This window comes from Streptomyces sp. McG3 (genome assembly GCF_018619185.1).
In the GTDB taxonomy this organism is placed as follows: Bacteria; Actinomycetota; Actinomycetes; order Streptomycetales; family Streptomycetaceae; genus Streptomyces.
Window position 1 is genome coordinate 23,400 of the sequence record NZ_JAAXYC010000036.1, and the last position, 18,220, is coordinate 41,619.

19 protein-coding genes are annotated in these 18,220 nt (G+C 70.2%); 16 read left to right on the forward strand and 3 right to left on the reverse strand.

What is annotated here, in order from left to right; all coding sequences use genetic code 11:
- Position 1: 1 nt before the first annotated feature.
- The 3 genes from HET64_RS09000 to HET64_RS09010 all read left to right on the forward strand — a co-directional run bounded on the left by HET64_RS09000 (position 2) and on the right by HET64_RS09010 (position 1,103).
- Complete coding sequence (locus HET64_RS09000; RefSeq protein WP_215103543.1) at positions 2–229, forward strand: gas vesicle protein; 228 nt, start codon at positions 2–4, stop codon at positions 227–229.
- Positions 226–504 (forward strand): gas vesicle protein K, encoded by a 279-nt coding sequence (locus tag HET64_RS09005; protein WP_215103544.1) that lies wholly within the window; start codon positions 226–228, stop codon positions 502–504. The genes HET64_RS09000 and HET64_RS09005 overlap by 4 nt, the downstream gene beginning before the upstream one ends.
- Positions 505–626: 122 nt before the next feature.
- A complete protein-coding gene (locus HET64_RS09010; RefSeq protein WP_215103546.1) occupies positions 627–1,103 on the forward strand; it encodes an Asp23/Gls24 family envelope stress response protein in 477 nt (158 codons plus the stop codon).
- Between the two features lie 131 nt (positions 1,104–1,234).
- On the opposite strand, the gene HET64_RS09015 is transcribed toward HET64_RS09010, so the two are convergent.
- Positions 1,235–2,623: a PP2C family protein-serine/threonine phosphatase gene (locus HET64_RS09015; protein ID WP_215103547.1), complete on the reverse strand. Its 1,389-nt coding sequence runs from the start codon at positions 2,621–2,623 to the stop codon at positions 1,235–1,237.
- Positions 2,624–2,828: 205 nt separating this feature from the next.
- Here HET64_RS09015 and HET64_RS09020 point away from each other — a divergent pair, with 205 nt between their 5' ends.
- Together HET64_RS09020 and HET64_RS09025 are read left to right on the forward strand one after the other, a co-directional pair.
- Positions 2,829–4,013 carry an alcohol dehydrogenase catalytic domain-containing protein gene (locus HET64_RS09020; RefSeq protein ID WP_215103548.1) on the forward strand — a complete coding sequence of 395 codons (1,185 nt, stop codon included), beginning with the start codon at positions 2,829–2,831 and terminating at the stop codon, positions 4,011–4,013.
- A 219-nt stretch (positions 4,014–4,232) separates the two neighbouring features.
- On the forward strand, positions 4,233–4,832 hold the full coding sequence (locus HET64_RS09025) for a flavodoxin family protein (RefSeq protein WP_215103549.1): 600 nt from the start codon (positions 4,233–4,235) through the stop codon (positions 4,830–4,832).
- A 226-nt stretch (positions 4,833–5,058) separates the two neighbouring features.
- Here the strand turns inward: HET64_RS09025 and HET64_RS09030 are convergent, their stop codons facing one another.
- Complete coding sequence (locus HET64_RS09030) at positions 5,059–5,796, reverse strand: GntR family transcriptional regulator (protein WP_215103552.1); 738 nt, start codon at positions 5,794–5,796, stop codon at positions 5,059–5,061.
- A gap of 229 nt (positions 5,797–6,025) precedes the next feature.
- Here HET64_RS09030 and HET64_RS09035 point away from each other — a divergent pair, with 229 nt between their 5' ends.
- The 11 genes from HET64_RS09035 (at position 6,026) to HET64_RS09085 (ending at position 17,169) form a co-directional block, all read left to right on the forward strand.
- Positions 6,026–7,114 (forward strand): sugar ABC transporter substrate-binding protein, encoded by a 1,089-nt coding sequence (locus HET64_RS09035; protein ID WP_374105548.1) that lies wholly within the window; start codon positions 6,026–6,028, stop codon positions 7,112–7,114.
- A 37-nt stretch (positions 7,115–7,151) separates the two neighbouring features.
- A complete protein-coding gene (locus HET64_RS09040) occupies positions 7,152–8,240 on the forward strand; it encodes a mandelate racemase/muconate lactonizing enzyme family protein (protein WP_215103554.1) in 1,089 nt (362 codons plus the stop codon).
- Positions 8,237–9,313 carry an ABC transporter permease gene (locus HET64_RS09045; protein ID WP_215103555.1) on the forward strand — a complete coding sequence of 359 codons (1,077 nt, stop codon included), beginning with the start codon at positions 8,237–8,239 and terminating at the stop codon, positions 9,311–9,313. The genes HET64_RS09040 and HET64_RS09045 overlap by 4 nt, the downstream gene beginning before the upstream one ends.
- Entirely contained in the window at positions 9,310–10,389 is a 1,080-nt protein-coding gene (locus HET64_RS09050; protein WP_215103556.1) for an ABC transporter permease, read from the forward strand. The genes HET64_RS09045 and HET64_RS09050 overlap by 4 nt, the downstream gene beginning before the upstream one ends.
- Entirely contained in the window at positions 10,386–11,930 is a 1,545-nt protein-coding gene (locus tag HET64_RS09055) for a sugar ABC transporter ATP-binding protein (RefSeq protein ID WP_215103557.1), read from the forward strand. Before HET64_RS09050 ends, HET64_RS09055 begins: the two co-directional genes overlap by 4 nt.
- Entirely contained in the window at positions 11,927–12,250 is a 324-nt protein-coding gene (locus HET64_RS09060; RefSeq protein ID WP_215103558.1) for an L-rhamnose mutarotase, read from the forward strand. The genes HET64_RS09055 and HET64_RS09060 overlap by 4 nt, the downstream gene beginning before the upstream one ends.
- A 73-nt stretch (positions 12,251–12,323) precedes the next feature.
- Entirely contained in the window at positions 12,324–13,175 is an 852-nt protein-coding gene (locus HET64_RS09065; RefSeq protein WP_215103560.1) for a fumarylacetoacetate hydrolase family protein, read from the forward strand.
- Positions 13,176–13,182: 7 nt separating this feature from the next.
- A complete protein-coding gene (locus HET64_RS09070; RefSeq protein WP_215103562.1) occupies positions 13,183–14,544 on the forward strand; it encodes an enolase C-terminal domain-like protein in 1,362 nt (453 codons plus the stop codon).
- Positions 14,541–15,296 (forward strand): SDR family NAD(P)-dependent oxidoreductase, encoded by a 756-nt coding sequence (locus tag HET64_RS09075; RefSeq protein WP_215103564.1) that lies wholly within the window; start codon positions 14,541–14,543, stop codon positions 15,294–15,296. Before HET64_RS09070 ends, HET64_RS09075 begins: the two co-directional genes overlap by 4 nt.
- Before the next feature lie 35 nt (positions 15,297–15,331).
- The gene (locus HET64_RS09080; RefSeq protein WP_215103567.1) at positions 15,332–16,324 is read left to right on the forward strand and encodes an aldo/keto reductase; all 993 of its coding nucleotides are present in this window, start codon (positions 15,332–15,334) and stop codon (positions 16,322–16,324) included.
- A complete protein-coding gene (locus tag HET64_RS09085) occupies positions 16,321–17,169 on the forward strand; it encodes an amidohydrolase (protein ID WP_215103565.1) in 849 nt (282 codons plus the stop codon). Before HET64_RS09080 ends, HET64_RS09085 begins: the two co-directional genes overlap by 4 nt.
- Before the next feature lie 39 nt (positions 17,170–17,208).
- On the opposite strand, the gene HET64_RS09090 is transcribed toward HET64_RS09085, so the two are convergent.
- Positions 17,209–17,919 carry a GntR family transcriptional regulator gene (locus tag HET64_RS09090; RefSeq protein ID WP_215103566.1) on the reverse strand — a complete coding sequence of 237 codons (711 nt, stop codon included), beginning with the start codon at positions 17,917–17,919 and terminating at the stop codon, positions 17,209–17,211.
- Positions 17,920–18,220 lie beyond the last annotated feature (301 nt).

An 18,220-nucleotide genomic window follows, 5' to 3' on the forward strand; every position in this document is an offset into this window, starting at 1 on the left:
CATGGCGCACGACGTGGTGCCGTGGGACAGCCCGGAACCCTTGAGCGGTCCTCTCGGGGTGCCGCTCGTCGACCTGCTGGACCGCCTGCTGGCCACGGGTGTGGTGGTCAGCGGCGACTTGGTCATCGCCATCGCCGACGTACCCCTCGTTCGCGTGTCGTTGCACGCGCTGTTGTCGTCGGTCAACGAACGTGTGCCCTCGCCGTGGAGCGACGGAGGGCCCTTGTGACGGGCCCCCGTGTCGACCTGGACTCCGAGCAAATGGGACGGGACCTGGTGGCCCTGGTCCTGACGGTGGTCGAGCTGTTGCGGCAGCTGATGGAGCGGCAGGCCATCCGCCGCGTGGAGCAGGGCGACCTGAACGACGAGCAGGTCGAGGAGATCGGAACCACGCTCATGCTGCTCGACCAGCGGATGAAGGAACTCTGCGAGCAGCACGGTGTGCGTCCGGAGGATCTCAATCTCGATCTCGGCCCGCTCGGGACCCTGTTGCCCCGCGACTGAGGGCCCGGTCCTGCCCGTCACGCCGCGCCACTCGAATGGCGTATGCCTGCGAGCGGGCGCAGAGTGAGAAGAGGGGACCGCACGGGCAGGGGCCCGTGGCAATCACTCTCTGTGAGGCAGTCATGGCCGACACCGAACCCCTGGGCGCGAGCAAGGCGACCGACGGACGCGCGGAAGGATCTCGCGGTCGGGGCAGAACGACCATCACCGACAACGTCGTCTCCACGATCGCCGGCATCGCGATCCGCGAGACGGAAGGCGTCCACTCCGTGGGACGAGGAGCATCGAAGGCCTTGGGAGCCGTCACCGGTCGTATGTCCGGCTCGTCGGGCGCGCGACGGGCCGTCAAGGTGGAAGTCGGGGAGAAGCAGGCCGCGATAGACGTCGATGTCGAGGTGGAGTACGGCGTCCCGATCCACGAACTCGCCGACCTGATCCGAACCCGCGTGAGCGATGCCGTACAAACGATGACGGGGCTGGAGGTCGTCGAGATCAACATCGTCGTCTTCGACGTGCACATTCCCGACGACGAGGATGAGGGCGATTCGGGCGACGAGGGAAGCGCCCGCTCGGGCGGAAGCACGCCTCGCGTGCAGTGACGGAGTGGTTCCGGCCGAAGCCGGCGGCCGTGCGCAGCAACCGGCCCGAGGGCCGTGCCGGGCATGACCGGTGGCCGACCCGGCCTTCGTTTCGGGCGGGTCGGCTGCCGCGTGATCTCGTCCTTCCCGGCTCAGGGGGTAGCGACGGAGGGTCCGGCGTGCGGGGGCGCCATCCTGACCGCGATCAGGGCGACGTCGTCCGAGCCGCCTCCGGCCATGCCTTCGACGATTTCGTCGCAGAACGTCGTGAGCGGCTCGCGGGCCAGGGCCGCCGCGTGCTGACGCAGACGTGCCAGACCCCGGTCCAGGTCCTCCTCGCGACGCTCGACGAGGCCGTCCGTGTAGAACAGCACGGTCGAGTCGGGCGGCAGGGAGTCGGTCGCGGCAGGGCGATGCACCTCGGGATTCACCCCGAGCATGACACTGCGGCCGCCGGTGAGAAAGCTCGTCTCCCCGTTGTGCGTCACCAGCAGGGGGGCGGGATGGCCGGCAGCCGCGTAGTGCAGCAGCCACGGTTCGTCCGCCCCGAGCCGCTCGACCAGCGCGTAGACGCAGGTCAGCGTCTGATCGGGATAAAGGATGTGATGGGCGGCGTCCAGCCGGGCGAGGATCTTGCCGGGTGGTTCCTTGCGGTCGCAGGCGATGCCTCGCAGCATGTTGCGGGTCTGGCTCATCATGACAGCGGCCCGCAGATCATGTCCCGCGATATCGCCGATGATCAGTGTCATCGCGCCGTCCGGCAGCACAAAGGCGTCGTACCAGTCGCCTCCGACGCGCGCGGTGGTACTCGCCGGCTGGTAGCGGGCCGCCACTTCGAGCGGCCCGTCCGTGGGCAGCTCGGGCAGCAGCGAGCGCTGCAGCCGCTCGGCCGTGTGCTGAGCCTCGGCGTGCAGGCGCGCGTTGTCGACAGCGAGCGCCACCCGGTGCGCGAGGTCCTCGACGAGAGAGAGGGCGTCCTCGGTCAGCCGGGCTTCCTTACGGCAACGGGCCAGGGTCAGGACCCCGAGCACCTGCCGCCGGGCTCTCAGCGGGGCGACGACCACCGTATCGGCCGCAAGCCGCTCGAAGAGAGCCTTCTCCCGGGAGTACAGCGGGTCGTCCGCGTCCTTCGGCGAGGGAAACTCCGTGAGCAGTACCGGCCCCACGCCCAGCAGCGCGCGGGCGACCGAGGCGGCCGAGCCTTCGGCCGGGGGCAGCAGCCCTTCGTCCAGGCCCGGGGACGTCACATCGGCGTCCCGGTGCTCGACGACGATCCGGCGCAGCCGACCGTGGTCGTCCAGCAGGTCTACCGCGCACCAGTCGGCCAAGCCGGGGATGAGGGTGCGACAGAGCCGTCGGAGCCCCTGGTCCACTTCGAGCGTGCTGGAAAGGGCCTCTGCCGCGTTGATAAGCAGCGTGAGCCGGTCCAGGGCGCGCTGGACCTCCTCGTCGACTTCGAGGGAGTCCGCCCCATCCGTGTCCTGCTCCGGGTCGGCCCCGCGGTGAGGCGGGGCACCCGCGTCATCCTGCTTCGGGCTCATACCGGGTCCTCGTCTCTCTCGCACGTGACAGCCGGGGCCTTGAGCCGTCGGGCTCCCCCAGTCTCCGGCACGCGGGTACGCCGGGCATGTCGGCGACGTGGTCCGGCCGTGCTCCGGCCGGCGGGCCACCGACCATGTTTCGCGAGGCTCGTGATGGAACCCGGCACACCGGTCCACGAGCTCGATCGGAAGAAGGAGCGGCACCATGCGCGCACTGACCTACCAAGGAAAGCGGGACGTCCGGGTGGATACGGTTCCGGACCCGCCGATCCAGGATCCGACGGACATCATTGTCAAGATCACGTCCACCGGGATCTGCGGGTCCGACCTTCACCTGTACGAGGTTCTCGGGCCCTACCTCGACCCGGGCGACATCCTGGGTCACGAACCGATGGGGGTCGTGGAAGAGGTCGGGCCCGAGGTGACCGGCGTCGTCCAGGGGGACCGGGTCGTGATCCCCTTCAACGTGTCCTGCGGTCACTGCCACATGTGCGGGCAGGGACTGCACTCGCAGTGCGAGACGACTCAGGTGCGCGAGCGCGGCACGGGCGCGTCCCTGTTCGGATTCACCAAGCTCTACGGGCAGGTGCCCGGAGGCCAGGCCGAGTACCTGCGGGTCCCCTTCGGCAACGACCTGCCCATCAAGGTCCCGCACGGCCCTTCGGACGATCGGTTCGTGTATCTCTCCGACGTCCTGCCCACCGCCTGGCAGGCCGTGGAGTACGCGGACATCCCGCCCGGCGGCAGCGTCACCGTTCTGGGCCTCGGCCCGATCGGCGCCATGGCCGCCCGGATCGCCCTCCACCGGGGCGCCGGCCTCGTCATCGGCGTGGACCTGGTCCCCGAACGCCTCGACCGGGCGAGCACGTACGGCGCAACCTGCCTCGACCTGCGCCGCTACGGCAAGAACCTCGGGGACGCCGTCCGCGACCTCACGGACGGGCGCGGTACGGACGCGGTGATCGACGCGGTCGGCATGGAGGCCCACGGCTCCCCCGTGGCCAAGGCGGCACACACAGCGGTCGGCCTGCTGCCCGACGCCCTCGCGCAGCGCATGATGGAGACAGCGGGCATCGACCGTCTCGCCGCACTGCACGCGGCGGTCGACCTGGTGCGCCGGGGCGGCACGATCTCCGTCTCCGGCGTGTACGGCGGCTCCGCCGACCCGATGCCGATGCTCACCATGTTCGACAAGCAGATTCAGCTCCGTATGGGCCAGGCGAACGTCAAGCGCTGGGTCGACGACCTGCTGCCCCTGCTCACCGACGACGACCCGCTGGGCGTGGACTCCTTCGCCACCCACCATCTCCCGCTCGAAGCGGGACCCCAGGCCTACGAGACGTTCCGAACGAAGGCCGACGGCATGATCAAAACCCTTCTCATCCCCTGATGCCCGCGAAGCGGCCCGGCGACGAAAGGAAGGAACCTCCGCGTGGAGAACAGTTGTCGGCAACCGGGCAAGCGGGTGGTGGTCACGGGCGCCGACGACAAGGCCACCGGCGACCGCTGACGGCCCTACGCACCCGGTCCGCCCCGCGCAGGCGCCCCGTTGCGCTCCGGGAAACACTCGCGAATCCCCCGCCCCTGAGACCAAGGAGAAGCCCCCGGCATGCGTGCTCTCGCTCTCGTCTGCACCCTGAACGCCTCACCGGCCCCTTCCAGCAGCCAGCTTCTCGCCGAGCAGGTCATGGCCCAGTTCGCACGCCATGGCGTACAGGGCGAGATCGTCCGGGTCGCCGACCACGACGTGCGCCCGGGGATCGGGGTGGACATGGGCGACGGTGACGCCTGGCCGGCCCTGCGAGGGAAGGTCCTGGCCGCCGACATCCTCCTGATCGCCACGCCCATCTGGCTCGGCCACCCCTCCAGCGTCTGCCAGCGGGTCCTGGAGCGCCTCAACGCCGAGTCCTCCGAGACCGACGGCCATGGCCGCCCGCACACATACGGCAAGGTCGCCGCCGTGGCCGTCGTAGGCAATGAGGACGGCGCGCACAAGGTGAGCGCGGACCTGTTCCAGGGACTCAACGACGTCGGCTTCTCCCTGGCACCCGGAGCCGTCACCTACTGGGTCGGCGAAGCCATGCACGGCACCGACTACCAGGACCTCGACGAGACACCCGACGCCGTCGCCTCCACCACCAGGGCCCTCGCGGCCAACGCCGCCCACCTGGCCCGCCTCCTCGCCGACAGCCCCTACCCAGCAGTCTGACGACCTGGGGCCCGCTTCTGATGGACGGGCTTCAGCGCGGCGAGGAACTCGTGGCGGTGGCTGATGTCTTTCGTCTTCGTGCTCCAGAAGGCCTTCGGTGTACCGCAGCTACGGCCGCGCAGCGGTACGTTCTTCCCGGAGGGGATGGGGACGCGGAGCGCCCGGTACCCGCGTAGAGCAGGGAATGGGCCGGATGTACGGGGCCATACGGCCGTCTTCTCCGCTGTCATCGCGGCGGTCGGTCGCCGTCCTCGTACCGGCTGAGATGACGCCCGAGGCTCAGCTCCAGATGCTCGCGCATGGCGTCCTCCGCCCGGTCGGGGTTGCGCCGGAGCACCGCGCGCAAGATCCGGCTGTGCTCCACGGCCGTGGCGGGGCTGCCGCCCGTGACCGGGCTGAGCCGGAAGAGGTGGAGATGCGTGTGCAGCCTCTCCACCGCGGCGGCGAGCAGTGTGCGCCCCGAGGCGGCGGCGAGCGCGTCGTGGAACCGTTGGTCCAGCAACGCGAAGCGGCCGTAGACGGCGAAACTGTGGCCCTTGTCGGGCAGGCCCTGCATCTCCTCCACCAGGGATTCGATCAGGTCGAGCGCGGCGTCGTCCGCCCGCTCCGCGGCGAGAGCCGCGGCCCGCGGCTCCAGGAGGAGCCGCATCTCGAAGAGCTCCTCCACATCCCGGCGGCCCAACAGTTCGGTCGCGCGGTAGCCCGAAAGCGATCGCTTGAGGACCAGGCCGTCCGCCTCCAGGCGGGCGAGCGCCTCGCGCACCGGGGTGGGCGAGACACCGAGCGATCGGGACAGCGCCTCGATGCCGACACGGGCACCCGGCTGGATCACATGGTCCATCACCATCGCCTTGACGGCCTCGTAGACGCTGTCCCCCAGCACCTCGCGCTTCACCGCCGCGCCCTCGCCCCGCTCAGCGGTGGCGAGCGGGAGGGTCTCCGACCCATCGGCGTTCACCGGCATAGCACTACCCCCAAGTTCATGAATCCTATGTGATTCAACATGACGTGGGCCCAGAAGGCCACGCCTCGCCAAGTCGAGATCTCGCCCCCTGGAGAGGGAATCCGCAGATCACACGGGGCAACTGCACCTCTTGCCCAAAGTATTCGTTGCGCAGGCCTTGACGGGGCGATCTCCCCTCCCGCAGCATCTCGGCATCGGAATCCTATCTGATTCGACTGAGGCAATGATCATGAACCTTCGCAGATCCGCAGTGTCCGGCATCGCCGCGATCGCCCTCCTGGCCATCGCCTCGACGGCATGCACCGTGAAGTCCTCCGACGACGGCGAGCAGGCGGGGCCCGCGGCCGCCGGAACGGGCAAGGGAAGCGCCGAACTCGCCGATGGCTCCGGCACCAAGGTCGCCCTGGTCCCGGGCGGCGCCCACCCGTACTTCCAGCCGTGGAAGCAGGCGGGCGCGGACGCCGGGAAGACACTGAAGCTGGGCGACGTGACGCTCGACGAGACCGCCGAATGGGACCAGCAGAAGCAGAACAACCTGCTGTCGACCCTGGCCGCACGCGGCTACAACGCCTTCGGCGTCTTCGGGGTGTCCCCCACCGACATCAACACCACGTTCGCCGACCTCAAGTCCCAGGGTTTCGCGGTGGCGTCCCTGGGCTCATGCCCCGCAGGCGGCACGAACGAGGCCGACTTCTGCCTCTCCACCGATGTCGAACTCGCCGCCTACAAGGCGGCCGAAGCCACCATCGAGGCGATGGGCGGCAAGGGCACGCTCGTTCACCTGACGGGCAACAACGTCGACGCCAACACACAGTTGCGGATCAAGGGCGTGGAGAAGGCGGTGAAGGAGTCCGGCGGCAAGATCGACCTGCTGCAGAACATCACCGACATCGACAAGGACCTCCAGACCGCGCAGAAGGCCGTCTCCGACCTGCTCGCGACCAAGGGATCGCGGATCCAGGGCATCGTCTCGACCGCGTACAACCCGGCGGTCGCCGCCGCCGAGGCGGTCCAGGAGACCGGCTCGAAGGCCAAGGTCGTCGCGATCGACGACGACGCCAAGATCCTCTCCTCGATCAAGACCGGATCGGTGAGCGCCACGGTCGTGCAGAACCCGGTGGGTCAGGCCGAGATCGGCGCCTGGGCACTCGCGCTGCTGCAGACCGGGCAGTGCACGATGAAGCAGCCGGGCCAGATCGCCGACTCGGGTTCCTTCGTCGTCACGAAGGACAACGTCGGCGACTACGACGAGGCGCGCAAGGCCAGGACAGCGGAGCTGAAGAAGCAGTTCGCCGACGAGTACCTCTCCTGCGGCTGACCGCCCCGGCACACCGACAGAAAGTCAGCCCAAGCGCATGACCATCATCACGAAAGCGTCGGCCCTGCTGGCCGACATCGCGGTGGAGACCGACCGCACCGACGCCGTGCAGTCGTTCGTCAAACAGGAGACGATCCTCGTCACCCTGACGACGGCGGACGGTATCGGGGGAACCGGCTACGCCTACACGATCGGCACCGGCGGCACATCCGTCCTGGCGCTGCTGCGCGACCATCTGCTCCCGCTCCTCGCCGGGAAGGACGCACGCAACGTGGAGGGGCTCTGGCAGGAGCTGTTCGGTCTGACCCGTGCCACCACCACGGGCGCCATCACCTCGCTCGCGCTCGCCGCGATCGACACGGCCCTGTGGGATCTGCGCTGCAAGCGCGCCGACGAGCCGCTGTGGCGGCTGGCGGGCGGCCACCGCCGCGAGATCCCGGTGTACGACACCGAGGGCGGCTGGCTGCACCTCGGCACCGACGAGCTGGTCGAGTCGGCCCTCGCCGCGAAGCAGGCGCGGTTCTCGGGCGTCAAGATCAAGGTCGGCAAGCCGCACCCGGCCGAGGACGCGGAGCGCCTGCGTGCCGTACGCGAGGCCGTGGGACCGTACCTCCACATCATGACCGACGCGAACCAGTCGCAGTCGCTGTCCTCCGCCGTACGGTTGGCCGCCGCCCTCGAACCGTACGATCCGTACTGGCTCGAAGAGCCCATGCCCGCGGACGACATCAGCGGCCACGCCCGGCTCGCCCGCTCGACGCGGATACCGATCGCGGTGGGCGAGTCGATGTACTCGCCCATGCAGTTCCGCACCTATCTGGAGACGGGCGCGGCCTCCGTCGTACAGGTCGATGTGGCCAGGGTCGGCGGGATAACGCCGTGGCTGAAGGTGGCGCACCTGGCCGAGACCTTCAACGTCGAGGTCTGCCCGCACTTCCTGATGGAGCTGCACGTCAGTCTCGTCGCCGCCGTCTCCAACGGCGCGTACGTCGAGTACATCCCGCAGCTGCGCGCGGTCACCCGCACCGAGATGACCGTGCGGGACGGTCTGGCCGTCGCTCCGGACGAGCCGGGCATCGGGATCGACTGGGACATGGACGCCATCGACCGGAGGAGGGTGTCATGAAGACGGTCGTCGCTCCGCCCGACAGCGGGACGGATCGCCCCACCGACGGTGCCCGGCCGGCGCACCGGCTGCCGTTCTGGGTCAACCAGAGGCTCGGGCTCGTCGTTCTCATCGTCGCGCTCGCCGCTCTGTTCGGTGTCCTGCGGCCGACGTTCTTCGACGAGCGGCTGGTTCTCTTCCCGCTCATGAGGGACATCTCGACGCTGACGGTGGTGGCACTGGCGCAGATGGTGGTGCTGTCCATCGGGCACATGAACCTCGCCGTCGGGCGCATGGCCGCCTTCGGCGCGTTCTTCGCCGGCTTCGGCTACGACCGGCTGGGCCTGTCGCTGCCGCTCGGGCTGGTGCTGTGCCTGGTGGCAGGCTGTGCGATCGGCGCGCTGACCGGCTGGATCATCGCCCGCACGGGGGTGAACTCCTTCGTCGTGACGCTGGCCATGGACTTCGCCCTGCTGGGACTCGTCTCGCTGCTCTACTCGGCCTTCACGGAGAACGCCGCGTTCACCACCCGTCCCGACGGGCTGACGGAACTGCGGTCCTCCTCACTCGCCGACGTCTGTATCGGACCGGTCTGTGGCTCCGCGGCCGTCCCGCAGATCATCCAGTTCACCCTGATCGCCCTCGTCGGCCTCGGTTTCCTCTACTCCCGTACCCGGATGGGACGCGAACTGCTGCTCACCGGCGCCAATCCGAAGGCCGCCGAGTTGTCCGGCATCCCCACCGGCCGCAGGATCGTGCTCGCGCACGCCCTGTCGGGCCTGCTCGCCGCACTGGCCGGCTTCATGGCCGCCGTCGGCACGGGCACGTTCCGCGCGTCCATCGGCGAGGACTTCATGCTCCCTTCGTTCCTGGGCGCTGTCCTGGGCGGGACTCTGCTCACCGGCGGTGTCGTCTCCGTCATCGGCGCTCTGCTCGGCACGTCGCTCGTCGGTGTGATCCGCAAGGGTCTGGACCTGCTCGGCGTCGGTCTCGAAAGCCTCAACATCTACCTCGGGTGTGTCCTGCTCCTGGCCCTGTCCGCCGACCGGGTACGCACCGTCGTGTCCTACCGCAAGGTGGTGCGTTCCACATGACCCCGCTCCAGGGCGGAAAGGCGGCGGCCCGGTCCGCACTGCACCGCTTCTCGCGCTCCACGACGACCACCCTGCTGGGCGTGGCGATCGTCGGCTATCTCGCCCTCGGTATCTCGTCATCCGGCACCTTCTTCGAAGGGCCCTCCCTCCGTACGTTCCTGCAGTACCTCGCCACACCGGTCCTCATCGGGCTGGCCCAGATGGTCGCGCTGAGTGTGGGGCAGCTCAACCTCGCGGTCGGCGCGCTGGGCGGGTTCAGCGCCTGTCTGATGGGCGTGCTGATGGTCGACGCCGGTGTCCCGGCCGGGCTCGCCGTCCTGACCGGCGTCCTGGGCGCGACTCTGATCGGGCTGATCACCGGCGTGTTCATCGTCGCGACACGCATCAACGGCTTCATCGTGACGCTCGGCACCATGACCATCCTGCTGGGGGCGCAGTACCGGCTCTCCGGCACCCGCACCATCGACGGGTACTCCGCCACGCTGCGCGACTTCGGCCGTGCCGCGCCGCTGAACATCCCGCTCGTCTTCGTCACGGCCCTGGTCTCGGCCGGTCTCCTCGCCGCCTTCATGTACCGCACGGTGGCGGGGCGGCGGCTGCTGGCAGCCGGCGGGAACCCGCTCGCCGCCAAGTTGTCGGGCATCTCCACCGACCGGCAGATCGTGCTCGCGCACACCCTGTCCGGGCTGCTGATCGGCGTCGCGGCCCTGACCGCCACCGCCTCGCTGCCCGGGGTCAACCGGAGTGTCGGCGGAGACTGGCTGCTGCCCAGCTTCGCGGCGCCCATCATCGGCGGCGTGGCGCTGACCGGCGGCTCCGTCGCCGTCCTCGGGACCGTACTCGCCGCCTTCGTCATGCGTCTGATCGATACCGCGCGGGCTCAGTTCTCCCTCGACCCGAGCTGGGTCAACTTCCTCATCGGGGTCGTCGTTCTCGGCACCGTCGTCGGCGGTCGCGTCCACCAGAGCCGCCTCGCCAAGAAGGCCGTGTCACCGAGCGGCACACCCCCGCCGACGGCTCCCGGGGAAACACCCCGGCCGACATCCGTACCGACGCCGACGGGAGAGGCTCGATGAGCGAAGTCCTGCTGGAATGCGATCAGATCGTCAAGGTCTTCCCCGGTGTCCGGGCCCTCGACGGCGTCGGTCTGCGGCTCACCGCAGGGTCCGTGCACGCCCTGCTCGGCGAGAACGGGGCGGGGAAGTCCACCCTCATCAAGGTGATCACCGGCGTGCACGCGCCCGATGGCGGCCGCCTGCTCCGGGGCGGCCAGGAGATCCATCCGCGCTCCCCCCTGGACGCCATGCGCGCCGGCATCGGCGTCGTCCACCAGGAACGCAACCTGATCCCCGGGTTCTCCGTGGCCGAGAACATCACCCTGCAGAATCCTCCCTCGCGCCGTGGCCTGGTCGACCGGGAGGCCATGACCGCGCCGGCCCGGCGCTGCCTGGCCGAACTCGGCCTCGATATCGAACCGGACCAGTTGGTGTCCGAACTCTCCGTCGCACAACAGCAGTTGGTGGAGATCGCCAAGGCGCTCCACACCGACAGCAAGGTTCTCCTGCTCGACGAGCCGACCGCCTCGCTCTCCCCGCAGGAGGCGATGAGTCTCTTCGATGTCGTCCGCCGGCTGACCGAGCGCGGCACGTGCGTGGTGTTCGTCAGTCACAAACTGGAGGAGGTCTTCTCCGTCTGCGACACCGTCACCGTGCTGCGCGACGGCCTGTCCGTACTGGAATCGGCGCCGCTCCCGGAGCACACCCAGGACGACATCGTGACCCTGATGGTCGGACGTGCCCACGCGGTGACGGCGATGTCGCCACGCCCCGTGGACACGTCCGCGGCTCCCGCCCTCTCCCTCAGCGGACTCTCGACGGCCTCGGGACACCAGGACATCTCGCTCGACGTGCGACCCGGCGAGATCGTCGGGCTGTACGGTCTGGTCGGCGCGGGGCGCAGCGAACTGGTCAAGGCGGTGCTCGGTCTGGAGCGCGTCACCGGCGGTGAGATCCGCGTGTACGGAGAGCTCGCGAGGATCGGCTCGCCGCGGCAGGCACTGCACCAGTACGGCATCGGCTACCTCACCGAGAACCGCAAGGAGGAGGGCGTCTTCCTGGAGCAGCCCATCCTCCGCAACATCACCGTGACGGTATGGAGGAAGCTGGCGAATGCCCTCGGATACGTCCCCGCCGGCCGGGAACGCGAGACCGCGGCGGACCTCGTCGACCGCCTCGGCATCAAGATCTCCGGTCTCGCGCAGAACGCCGGTGAGCTGTCGGGCGGCAACCAGCAGAAGGTCAGCCTGTCGAAATGGCTGGCGGCCGACACCCGGCTGCTGGTGGTCGACGAGCCCACCGTCGGCGTCGACGTGCGTACCAAGCACGCGTTCCACGAGCTGATCTGGGAACTGGCCCGCGGCGGACTGCCGATCCTGCTGATCAGCAGCGACCTGGCCGAGATGGTGACCCTGGCCGACCGGGTCGTCGTGATGGCCGGCCACCGCATCCGCGGCGAGGTGACCAACGACCACGACTACGGGCGGATGAGCGGTCGCATCATCCGGATCATCCACGACCGGCCGGTCTCCGCCGGGTCCCCGAAGGCCCCGGCTCCGTGAGGCGGGTCGCGCAGGTCGTCCGCCTGCGCCCCGAGAAGGCCGAGGAGTACCGGGAGCTGCACCGTGCCGTCCCCGGGCCCGTGCTCGACCGGCTGCGGCGTTGCCACATCGCCAACTACTCGATCCACCTGCTCGGCGACCGGCTGTTCAGCTACTTCGAGTACCACGGCGACGACCTGGACGCCGACCTCGCCCTGATGGCCGACGACCCGGCCACCCGGGCATGGTGGCGGCTCACCGACCCCTGCCAGTCGCCCGTGGAGGAGGCCGCGCCCGGCACCTGGTGGGCGTCGGCGGAGCAGGTCTTCCTCATGGAGTAGGCCGTCGCCCCGGCCCCCCGCACACCCGAACCATCCAGCGGCGCCGACGCGCCGCTCCCGCAAGGAGAACCACGTGAAACTGATGCGCCTCGGCGCGCCCGGCGCAGAGCGCCCGGCCGTCCTCACCGACGACGGACGCACCTGTGACCTCACCGGCCTGACCGGCGACATCGACGGGCCGTTCCTCGCCGCCAACGGAGTCGAGCGGGCCAGGGCCGCCCTGATGGCCGGCGAACTGCCCGCCCTGGACGCCACGGGGCTGCGCGTCGGCGCGCCGGTCGCCCGCCCCGGAAAGGTGGTGTGCGTCGGGCTCAACTACCGCGACCACGCCGAGGAGACCGGGGCCGCCGTACCGCCGCGTCCGGTGGTGTTCATGAAGGATCCCGGCACCGTCGTCGGTCCGCACGACACCGTCCTCATCCCCCGCAGGTCCGAGAAGACCGACTGGGAGGTGGAGCTCGCGGTCGTCATCGGCCACCGCGCCCGCTATCTGGAGGGGCCCGCCGATGCCGCGGGCGTGATCGCGGGCTTCGCGATCAGCAACGACGTCTCCGAGCGCGCCTTCCAGCTCGAACAGTCCTCGCAGTGGGACCTCGGCAAGTCGTGCGAGACGTTCAACCCGCTCGGCCCCTGGCTGGTGACCGCGGACGAGGTGTCCGACCCGCAGGCCCTCGGCCTGCGCCTGAACGTCAACGGTGTGACCCGGCAGAACGGCACCACGAGGAACATGATCTTCCCGGTCGCCCACATCATCTGGTACCTGAGCCAGTACATGGTCCTGGAGCCGGGCGACATCATCAACACCGGGACACCGGCCGGGGTGGCCCTCGGGCTCCCGGGGACCCCGTATCTGCGGGCCGGCGACACGGTCGAGCTCGGTATCGACGGGCTCGGCAGCCAGCGACAGACCTTCCAGGACGCGTGAGGCCCGCATGAACCCCCACGAGAAGCACGTCGGCGGCACCGCGCGCGTCACCGATGTCGACGTGATCGACGTCCGCTTTCCCACCTCGCGGGAGCTCGACGGCTCCGACGCGATGAACCCCGACCCCGACTACTCCGCCGCCTACGTGATCCTGCGGACCGACGCGGGCGACGAGCTGGAGGGCCACGCCTTCACCTTCACCATCGGCCGCGGCAACGAGGTGCAGGCAGCGGCGATCGCCGCGCTCCGCGACCACGTCGTCGGTCTGCCGGTCCACGCGGTGTGCGCCGACCCCGGTTCGGTCAGCCGCGCCCTGAACGGCGACAGCCAGCTCCGCTGGCTGGGGCCGGAGAAGGGCGTGATGCACATGGCGATCGGCGCGGTCGTCAACGCGGTGTGGGACCTGGCCGCCAAGCGGGCCGGCAAGCCGTTGTGGAAGCTGCTCGCCGACGCCCCACCGGAATGGCTCGCGGACCAGGTCGACTACCGCTACATCGAGGACGCCCTCAGCCGTGCGGAGGCCCTGGCCCTCCTCACCCGCGGCAAGGAGGGCGCCGCGGCGCGCGAGGAGCGTCTCCTGGCCGAGGGCTACCCCGCGTACACCACGTCCCCCGGCTGGCTGGGCTACTCCGACGAGAAGCTGGTCCGGCTCGCCCGCCGGGCGGTCGCCGACGGCTTCACCCAGATCAAGCTGAAGGTCGGCGCGGACCTGACCGATGACGTACGCAGGCTGCGTGCGGCTCGCGAGGCGGTCGGCCCCGACATCCGGATCGCGGTCGACGCCAACCAGCGCTGGAACGTGGCCGAAGCGATCGAGTGGACCAACGCCCTCGCCGCCGACGCCCCGTACTGGATCGAGGAGCCCACCAGCCCGGACGACATCCTCGGGCACGCGGCGATACGCGAGGGCGTCAGCCCGGTCAAGGTCGCCACCGGCGAGCACGTCCAGAACCGGATCATGTTCAAGCAGCTGTTGCAGGCCGGTGCGATCGACATCCTCCAGATCGACGCGGCCCGGGTCGGCGGCGTCAACGAGAACCTGGCGATCCTGCTGCTCGCGATGCGGTACGGCGTCCCCGTCTGTCCGCACGCCGGAGGCGTCGGTCTGTGCGAACTGGTCCGCCATCTGTCCATGTTCGACTTCGTCGCGCTGTCCGGAACCACCGAGGACCGCGTGATCGAGTACGTGGACCACCTGCACGAGCACTTCAAGGATCCGGTGATCATCGCGAACGGGCACTACACGGCTCCCCGGGCACCCGGCTTCTCCTCGGAGATGCACGCCGGCTCGCTCGCCGCCTACCGCTATCCGGACGGCGCCTTCTGGGCGGCCGATCTCGCCGCACAGGAGAAGGAGACGAACCGATGAGCGAACTGTCCGGCCTCAGAGCCCTGGTGACCGGCGGTGCCTCCGGCATCGGAAGGGCTGCCGCCGACCTGCTGGCCGCCCGCGGTGCCGGTGTCGCCGTGGTGGACCTCGACCCGTCGACGGTGGACAGGCCCCTGCACGGGTACACCGCCGACGTGAGCGACGACGCGTCCGTACGGGCCGCCGTCGCGGCCGCCGCCGACGACCTCGGCGGCATCGACATCCTGATCAACAACGCCGGCATCGGCGCGGCGGGCACCGTGGAGGACAACGACGACGCGCAGTGGCACCGGGTGTTCGACGTGAACGTCCTGGGCATGGTGCGCACGACCCGCGCGGCCCTCCCCCACCTGCGGGCTTCGGCGCACGCCTCCGTCGTCAACACCTGCTCGATCGCTGCCACGGCCGGGCTCCCGCAGCGCGCCCTGTACAGCGCCAGCAAGGGAGCGGTGCTGTCGCTGACGCTGGCCATGGCGGCGGACCACGTCCGCGAGGGCATCCGCGTCAACTGTGTGAACCCCGGCACGGCCGACACCCCGTGGGTGGGCCGTCTGCTCGACGCGGCCGCCGACCCGGCCGCCGAGCGCGCGGCGCTCAACGCCCGCCAGCCCATGGGCCGTCTGGTCACCGCCGAGGAGGTCGCCGCCGCCATCGTGTATCTGGCGAGCCCCGCCGCTGCCTCGGTCACGGGTACCTCCCTCGCGGTGGACGGCGGGATGCAGGGGCTGCGGCTACGGCCGGAGGCCCGGTGATGAGCGCCTCCGGTGACAGCGGCGCCGGACCGGTGATGAGCGCCCGCACCCTCGGCGACAGCGACGTCTCCGTCACGTCGCTGGGTTTCGGCGGCGCGGCCGTCGCCGGGCTCTTCGAGGACGTGGGGGAAGAGGCGGCGGCAGCGGCGGTGGACGCCGCCTGGGCGGCCGGCATCCGCTACTTCGACACCGCCCCGCATTACGGGGTCGGTGTGTCCGAGCGCCGCCTCGGGGCGGCCCTCCGGTCCAGGCCCCGGGACAGCTTCACCCTGTCCACCAAGGTCGGCAGGGTGCTGGAGCCGCACGACGGCGGCGGGGACGACCGGGCCGACGGCTTCGCCGTCCCGGCCACGCACCGTCGTCGCTGGGACTTCAGCGCCGACGGCGTACGTCGCTCGCTGGAGGACAGCCTCGACCGGCTCGGGCTCGACCGGGTCGACCTCGTACTGCTCCATGACCCCGATGAGCACGGGGAACAGGCCATCGAGGAGGCCTATCCGGCGCTGGAGGAGCTGCGGGCGCAGGGAGTCGTGCGGGCGATCGGCGTCGGGATGAACCAGACGCGCATGCTGACACGCTTTGTCACGGACACGGACATCGACGCCGTGCTCTGCGCGGGACGGTACACGCTGTTGGAGCAGGGCGCGCTGGACTCGCTGCTGCCCGCCGCGGTCGCGGCGGGCAAGAGCGTGATCATCGGTGGCGTGTTCAACTCCGGTCTGCTGGCGAACCCGGCACCTGACGCCACGTACGACTACGCCACCGCCCCCGGCGCGCTGGTGGGCCGGGCGCTGCGGATGCGCGATGTCACCGAGGCCCATGGGGTGCCGCTGCGCGCGGCGGCGCTCCGCTTCCCCTTCGGGCATCCGGCGGTAAGCTCCGTCCTCCTCGGGGCCCGGTCGGCCGAGGAGGTCCATGACGCGGTCGAACAGTTCCACCGGACTCTTCCCGAGGCCGTGTGGGACGGGCTGCGGGCACAGGACCTGTTGCGGGCCGATGTGCCGGTGCCCGGGAGGAGAGCGACATGACCGTCATCGACGCCCATCACCATCTGTGGGACCTGGGCCTACGCGACCAGGCGTGGATCGAGGGGCCTGAACTGGCCCCGCTGCGGCGCTCGTTCCTCCACCAGGACCTGGAGGCGGAGGCCCGGGAGGCCGGGGTGTCGGCCACGGTGCTCGTGCAGACGGTCACCGTGGCCGACGAGACACCCGAGTTCCTGGCCCTGGCTGCGGCCAGTGACCTGATCGGCGCGGTCGTCGGCTGGACCGATCTCACCTCGCCGGGCATCGCCGACGAACTCGCCCGGCTGCGCGCACTGCCGGGCGGCGAACTCCTGCGGGGCATCCGCCATCAGGTCCAGGGCGAGGCGGACCCGGAGTGGCTGACGCGTCCGGAGGTGCTGCGGGGCCTGCGCGCGGTGGCGGCGGCCGGACTCGTCTACGACCTCCTGGTGCTGCCGCACCAACTGGTGGCGGCGACCCGGGCGGCGGCGGCGGTTCCCGGCCTCACCTTCGTCCTCGACCACCTGGGCAAGCCCCCGATCGCCTCGGGCGAACGGGAGCCGTGGGCCGGCCGCGTACGCGAGCTGGCCGCCCTGCCGAACACGGTGTGCAAGCTCTCCGGAATGGTCACCGAGGCGGACTGGCGGTCATGGACCGTCGATGACCTCGCGCCCTACGCCGACACCGTGCGGGAGGCCTACGGGCCTCGGCGGCTGATGTTCGGCTCCGACTGGCCGGTGAGCACGCTCGCGGCGAGCTACGGCCGGGTCGTGGAGTCCACCGCGGAGTTGCTCGACGAGCTCACCCCCGCCGAGCGGGACGAGGTGTGGGCCGGAACCGCGCGGCGGGTCTACCGGCTGGCCCCGTAGCCGTCCGCCGGTCCCCGGTCGGGGCGTCGGTCCGGCCGGTCACTCCCCCTCGAACCGGCTGAGCTGGCGCTCCAGGCTGTGGGCCAGATGGTCCGTCATCGCCTGTGCGGCCCGCTCGGGGCTCCGGCGGAGGATCGCGCGGACGATCCGCTCGTGCTCGGCCGCGGTCGGGTCGTCCGCGACGGGGAGACTGCTGAGACGGAAGATGTGGAGATGCGTGTGGAGCCGCTCGACCGCGTCCAGGAGCAGGGGGCGACGGGCGGCCGCCGCCACCACGTCGTGGAAGCGCTGGTCCAGGGCCGCGAATTCACGGTAGGACGCGTACGGCCCGGCCGGGCCGGGGTGCGTCTCCATGTCGTCCTGGATGGCCTCGATGGCATCGAGCTGGGACTCGTCCGCATGCACGGCCGCCAGTGCCGCGGCCTTCGGTTCCAGGAGGAGCCGCATCTCGAACAACTCCTCGACTCCCTGCCGGGTGAGCAGTTCGGTCGCGCGGTAGCCGGAGAGGGAACGCTTGACCACGAGACCGTCGGATTCCAGCCGGGCCAGTGCCTCGCGGACCGGGGTCGGTGAGACGTCGAGCCTGCGGGACAGGGCCTCGATGCCGACACGGGCGCCCGGAGCGATCTCATGGTCCATGACCATGGCCTTGACCTGCTCGTAGACGCTGTCGGACAGCGGCTGGCGAACCGGCGCCGCGGGGGGCGCGGGCCCGTCGGCCCGGTCGTCGAAGACATGCGGGTCACGCATCGGCATCCAGGTCCTCACTTCACTGCGCGTTCGGCCCCGGCAGTTTAGCGAGACGGACCTCCGGTCCCACCCATCGCACCTCCTACGGTCCGACCACGGAATCCTCAAAATCACATAGGAAACAGGCATAGAAGGCGGTCATTCACCGAAGACATTCTCCGCGTTCACGGCAGAGCAACCTTTTCTCCTATAGGAAATGACGTCGAATCTCTTGACATGCCCCCTGCATGCCGCTGCACTTCTGCTGTGCCGCCGAGTCCGGCCCGCCCCCACCGAAGGAGCCGCACCCACATGTTCGATC

Excerpts from the sequence above, each read along its gene's own strand:
- HET64_RS09000 (WP_215103543.1), top strand. The coding sequence starts at position 2 with ATGGCGCACGACGTGGTGCCGTGGGACAGCCCGGAACCCTTGAGCGGT.
- HET64_RS09010 (WP_215103546.1), top strand. The coding sequence starts at position 627 with ATGGCCGACACCGAACCCCTGGGCGCGAGCAAGGCGACCGACGGACGC.
- HET64_RS09015 (WP_215103547.1), bottom strand. The coding sequence starts at position 2,623 with ATGAGCCCGAAGCAGGATGACGCGGGTGCCCCGCCTCACCGCGGGGCC.
- HET64_RS09020 (WP_215103548.1), top strand. The coding sequence starts at position 2,829 with ATGCGCGCACTGACCTACCAAGGAAAGCGGGACGTCCGGGTGGATACG.
- HET64_RS09025 (WP_215103549.1), top strand. The coding sequence starts at position 4,233 with ATGCGTGCTCTCGCTCTCGTCTGCACCCTGAACGCCTCACCGGCCCCT.
- HET64_RS09030 (WP_215103552.1), bottom strand. The coding sequence starts at position 5,796 with ATGCCGGTGAACGCCGATGGGTCGGAGACCCTCCCGCTCGCCACCGCT.
- HET64_RS09035 (WP_374105548.1), top strand. The coding sequence starts at position 6,026 with ATGAACCTTCGCAGATCCGCAGTGTCCGGCATCGCCGCGATCGCCCTC.
- HET64_RS09040 (WP_215103554.1), top strand. The coding sequence starts at position 7,152 with ATGACCATCATCACGAAAGCGTCGGCCCTGCTGGCCGACATCGCGGTG.
- HET64_RS09045 (WP_215103555.1), top strand. The coding sequence starts at position 8,237 with ATGAAGACGGTCGTCGCTCCGCCCGACAGCGGGACGGATCGCCCCACC.
- HET64_RS09050 (WP_215103556.1), top strand. The coding sequence starts at position 9,310 with ATGACCCCGCTCCAGGGCGGAAAGGCGGCGGCCCGGTCCGCACTGCAC.
- HET64_RS09055 (WP_215103557.1), top strand. The coding sequence starts at position 10,386 with ATGAGCGAAGTCCTGCTGGAATGCGATCAGATCGTCAAGGTCTTCCCC.
- HET64_RS09070 (WP_215103562.1), top strand. The coding sequence starts at position 13,183 with ATGAACCCCCACGAGAAGCACGTCGGCGGCACCGCGCGCGTCACCGAT.
- HET64_RS09075 (WP_215103564.1), top strand. The coding sequence starts at position 14,541 with ATGAGCGAACTGTCCGGCCTCAGAGCCCTGGTGACCGGCGGTGCCTCC.
- HET64_RS09080 (WP_215103567.1), top strand. The coding sequence starts at position 15,332 with ATGAGCGCCCGCACCCTCGGCGACAGCGACGTCTCCGTCACGTCGCTG.
- HET64_RS09085 (WP_215103565.1), top strand. The coding sequence starts at position 16,321 with ATGACCGTCATCGACGCCCATCACCATCTGTGGGACCTGGGCCTACGC.
- HET64_RS09090 (WP_215103566.1), bottom strand. The coding sequence starts at position 17,919 with ATGCGTGACCCGCATGTCTTCGACGACCGGGCCGACGGGCCCGCGCCC.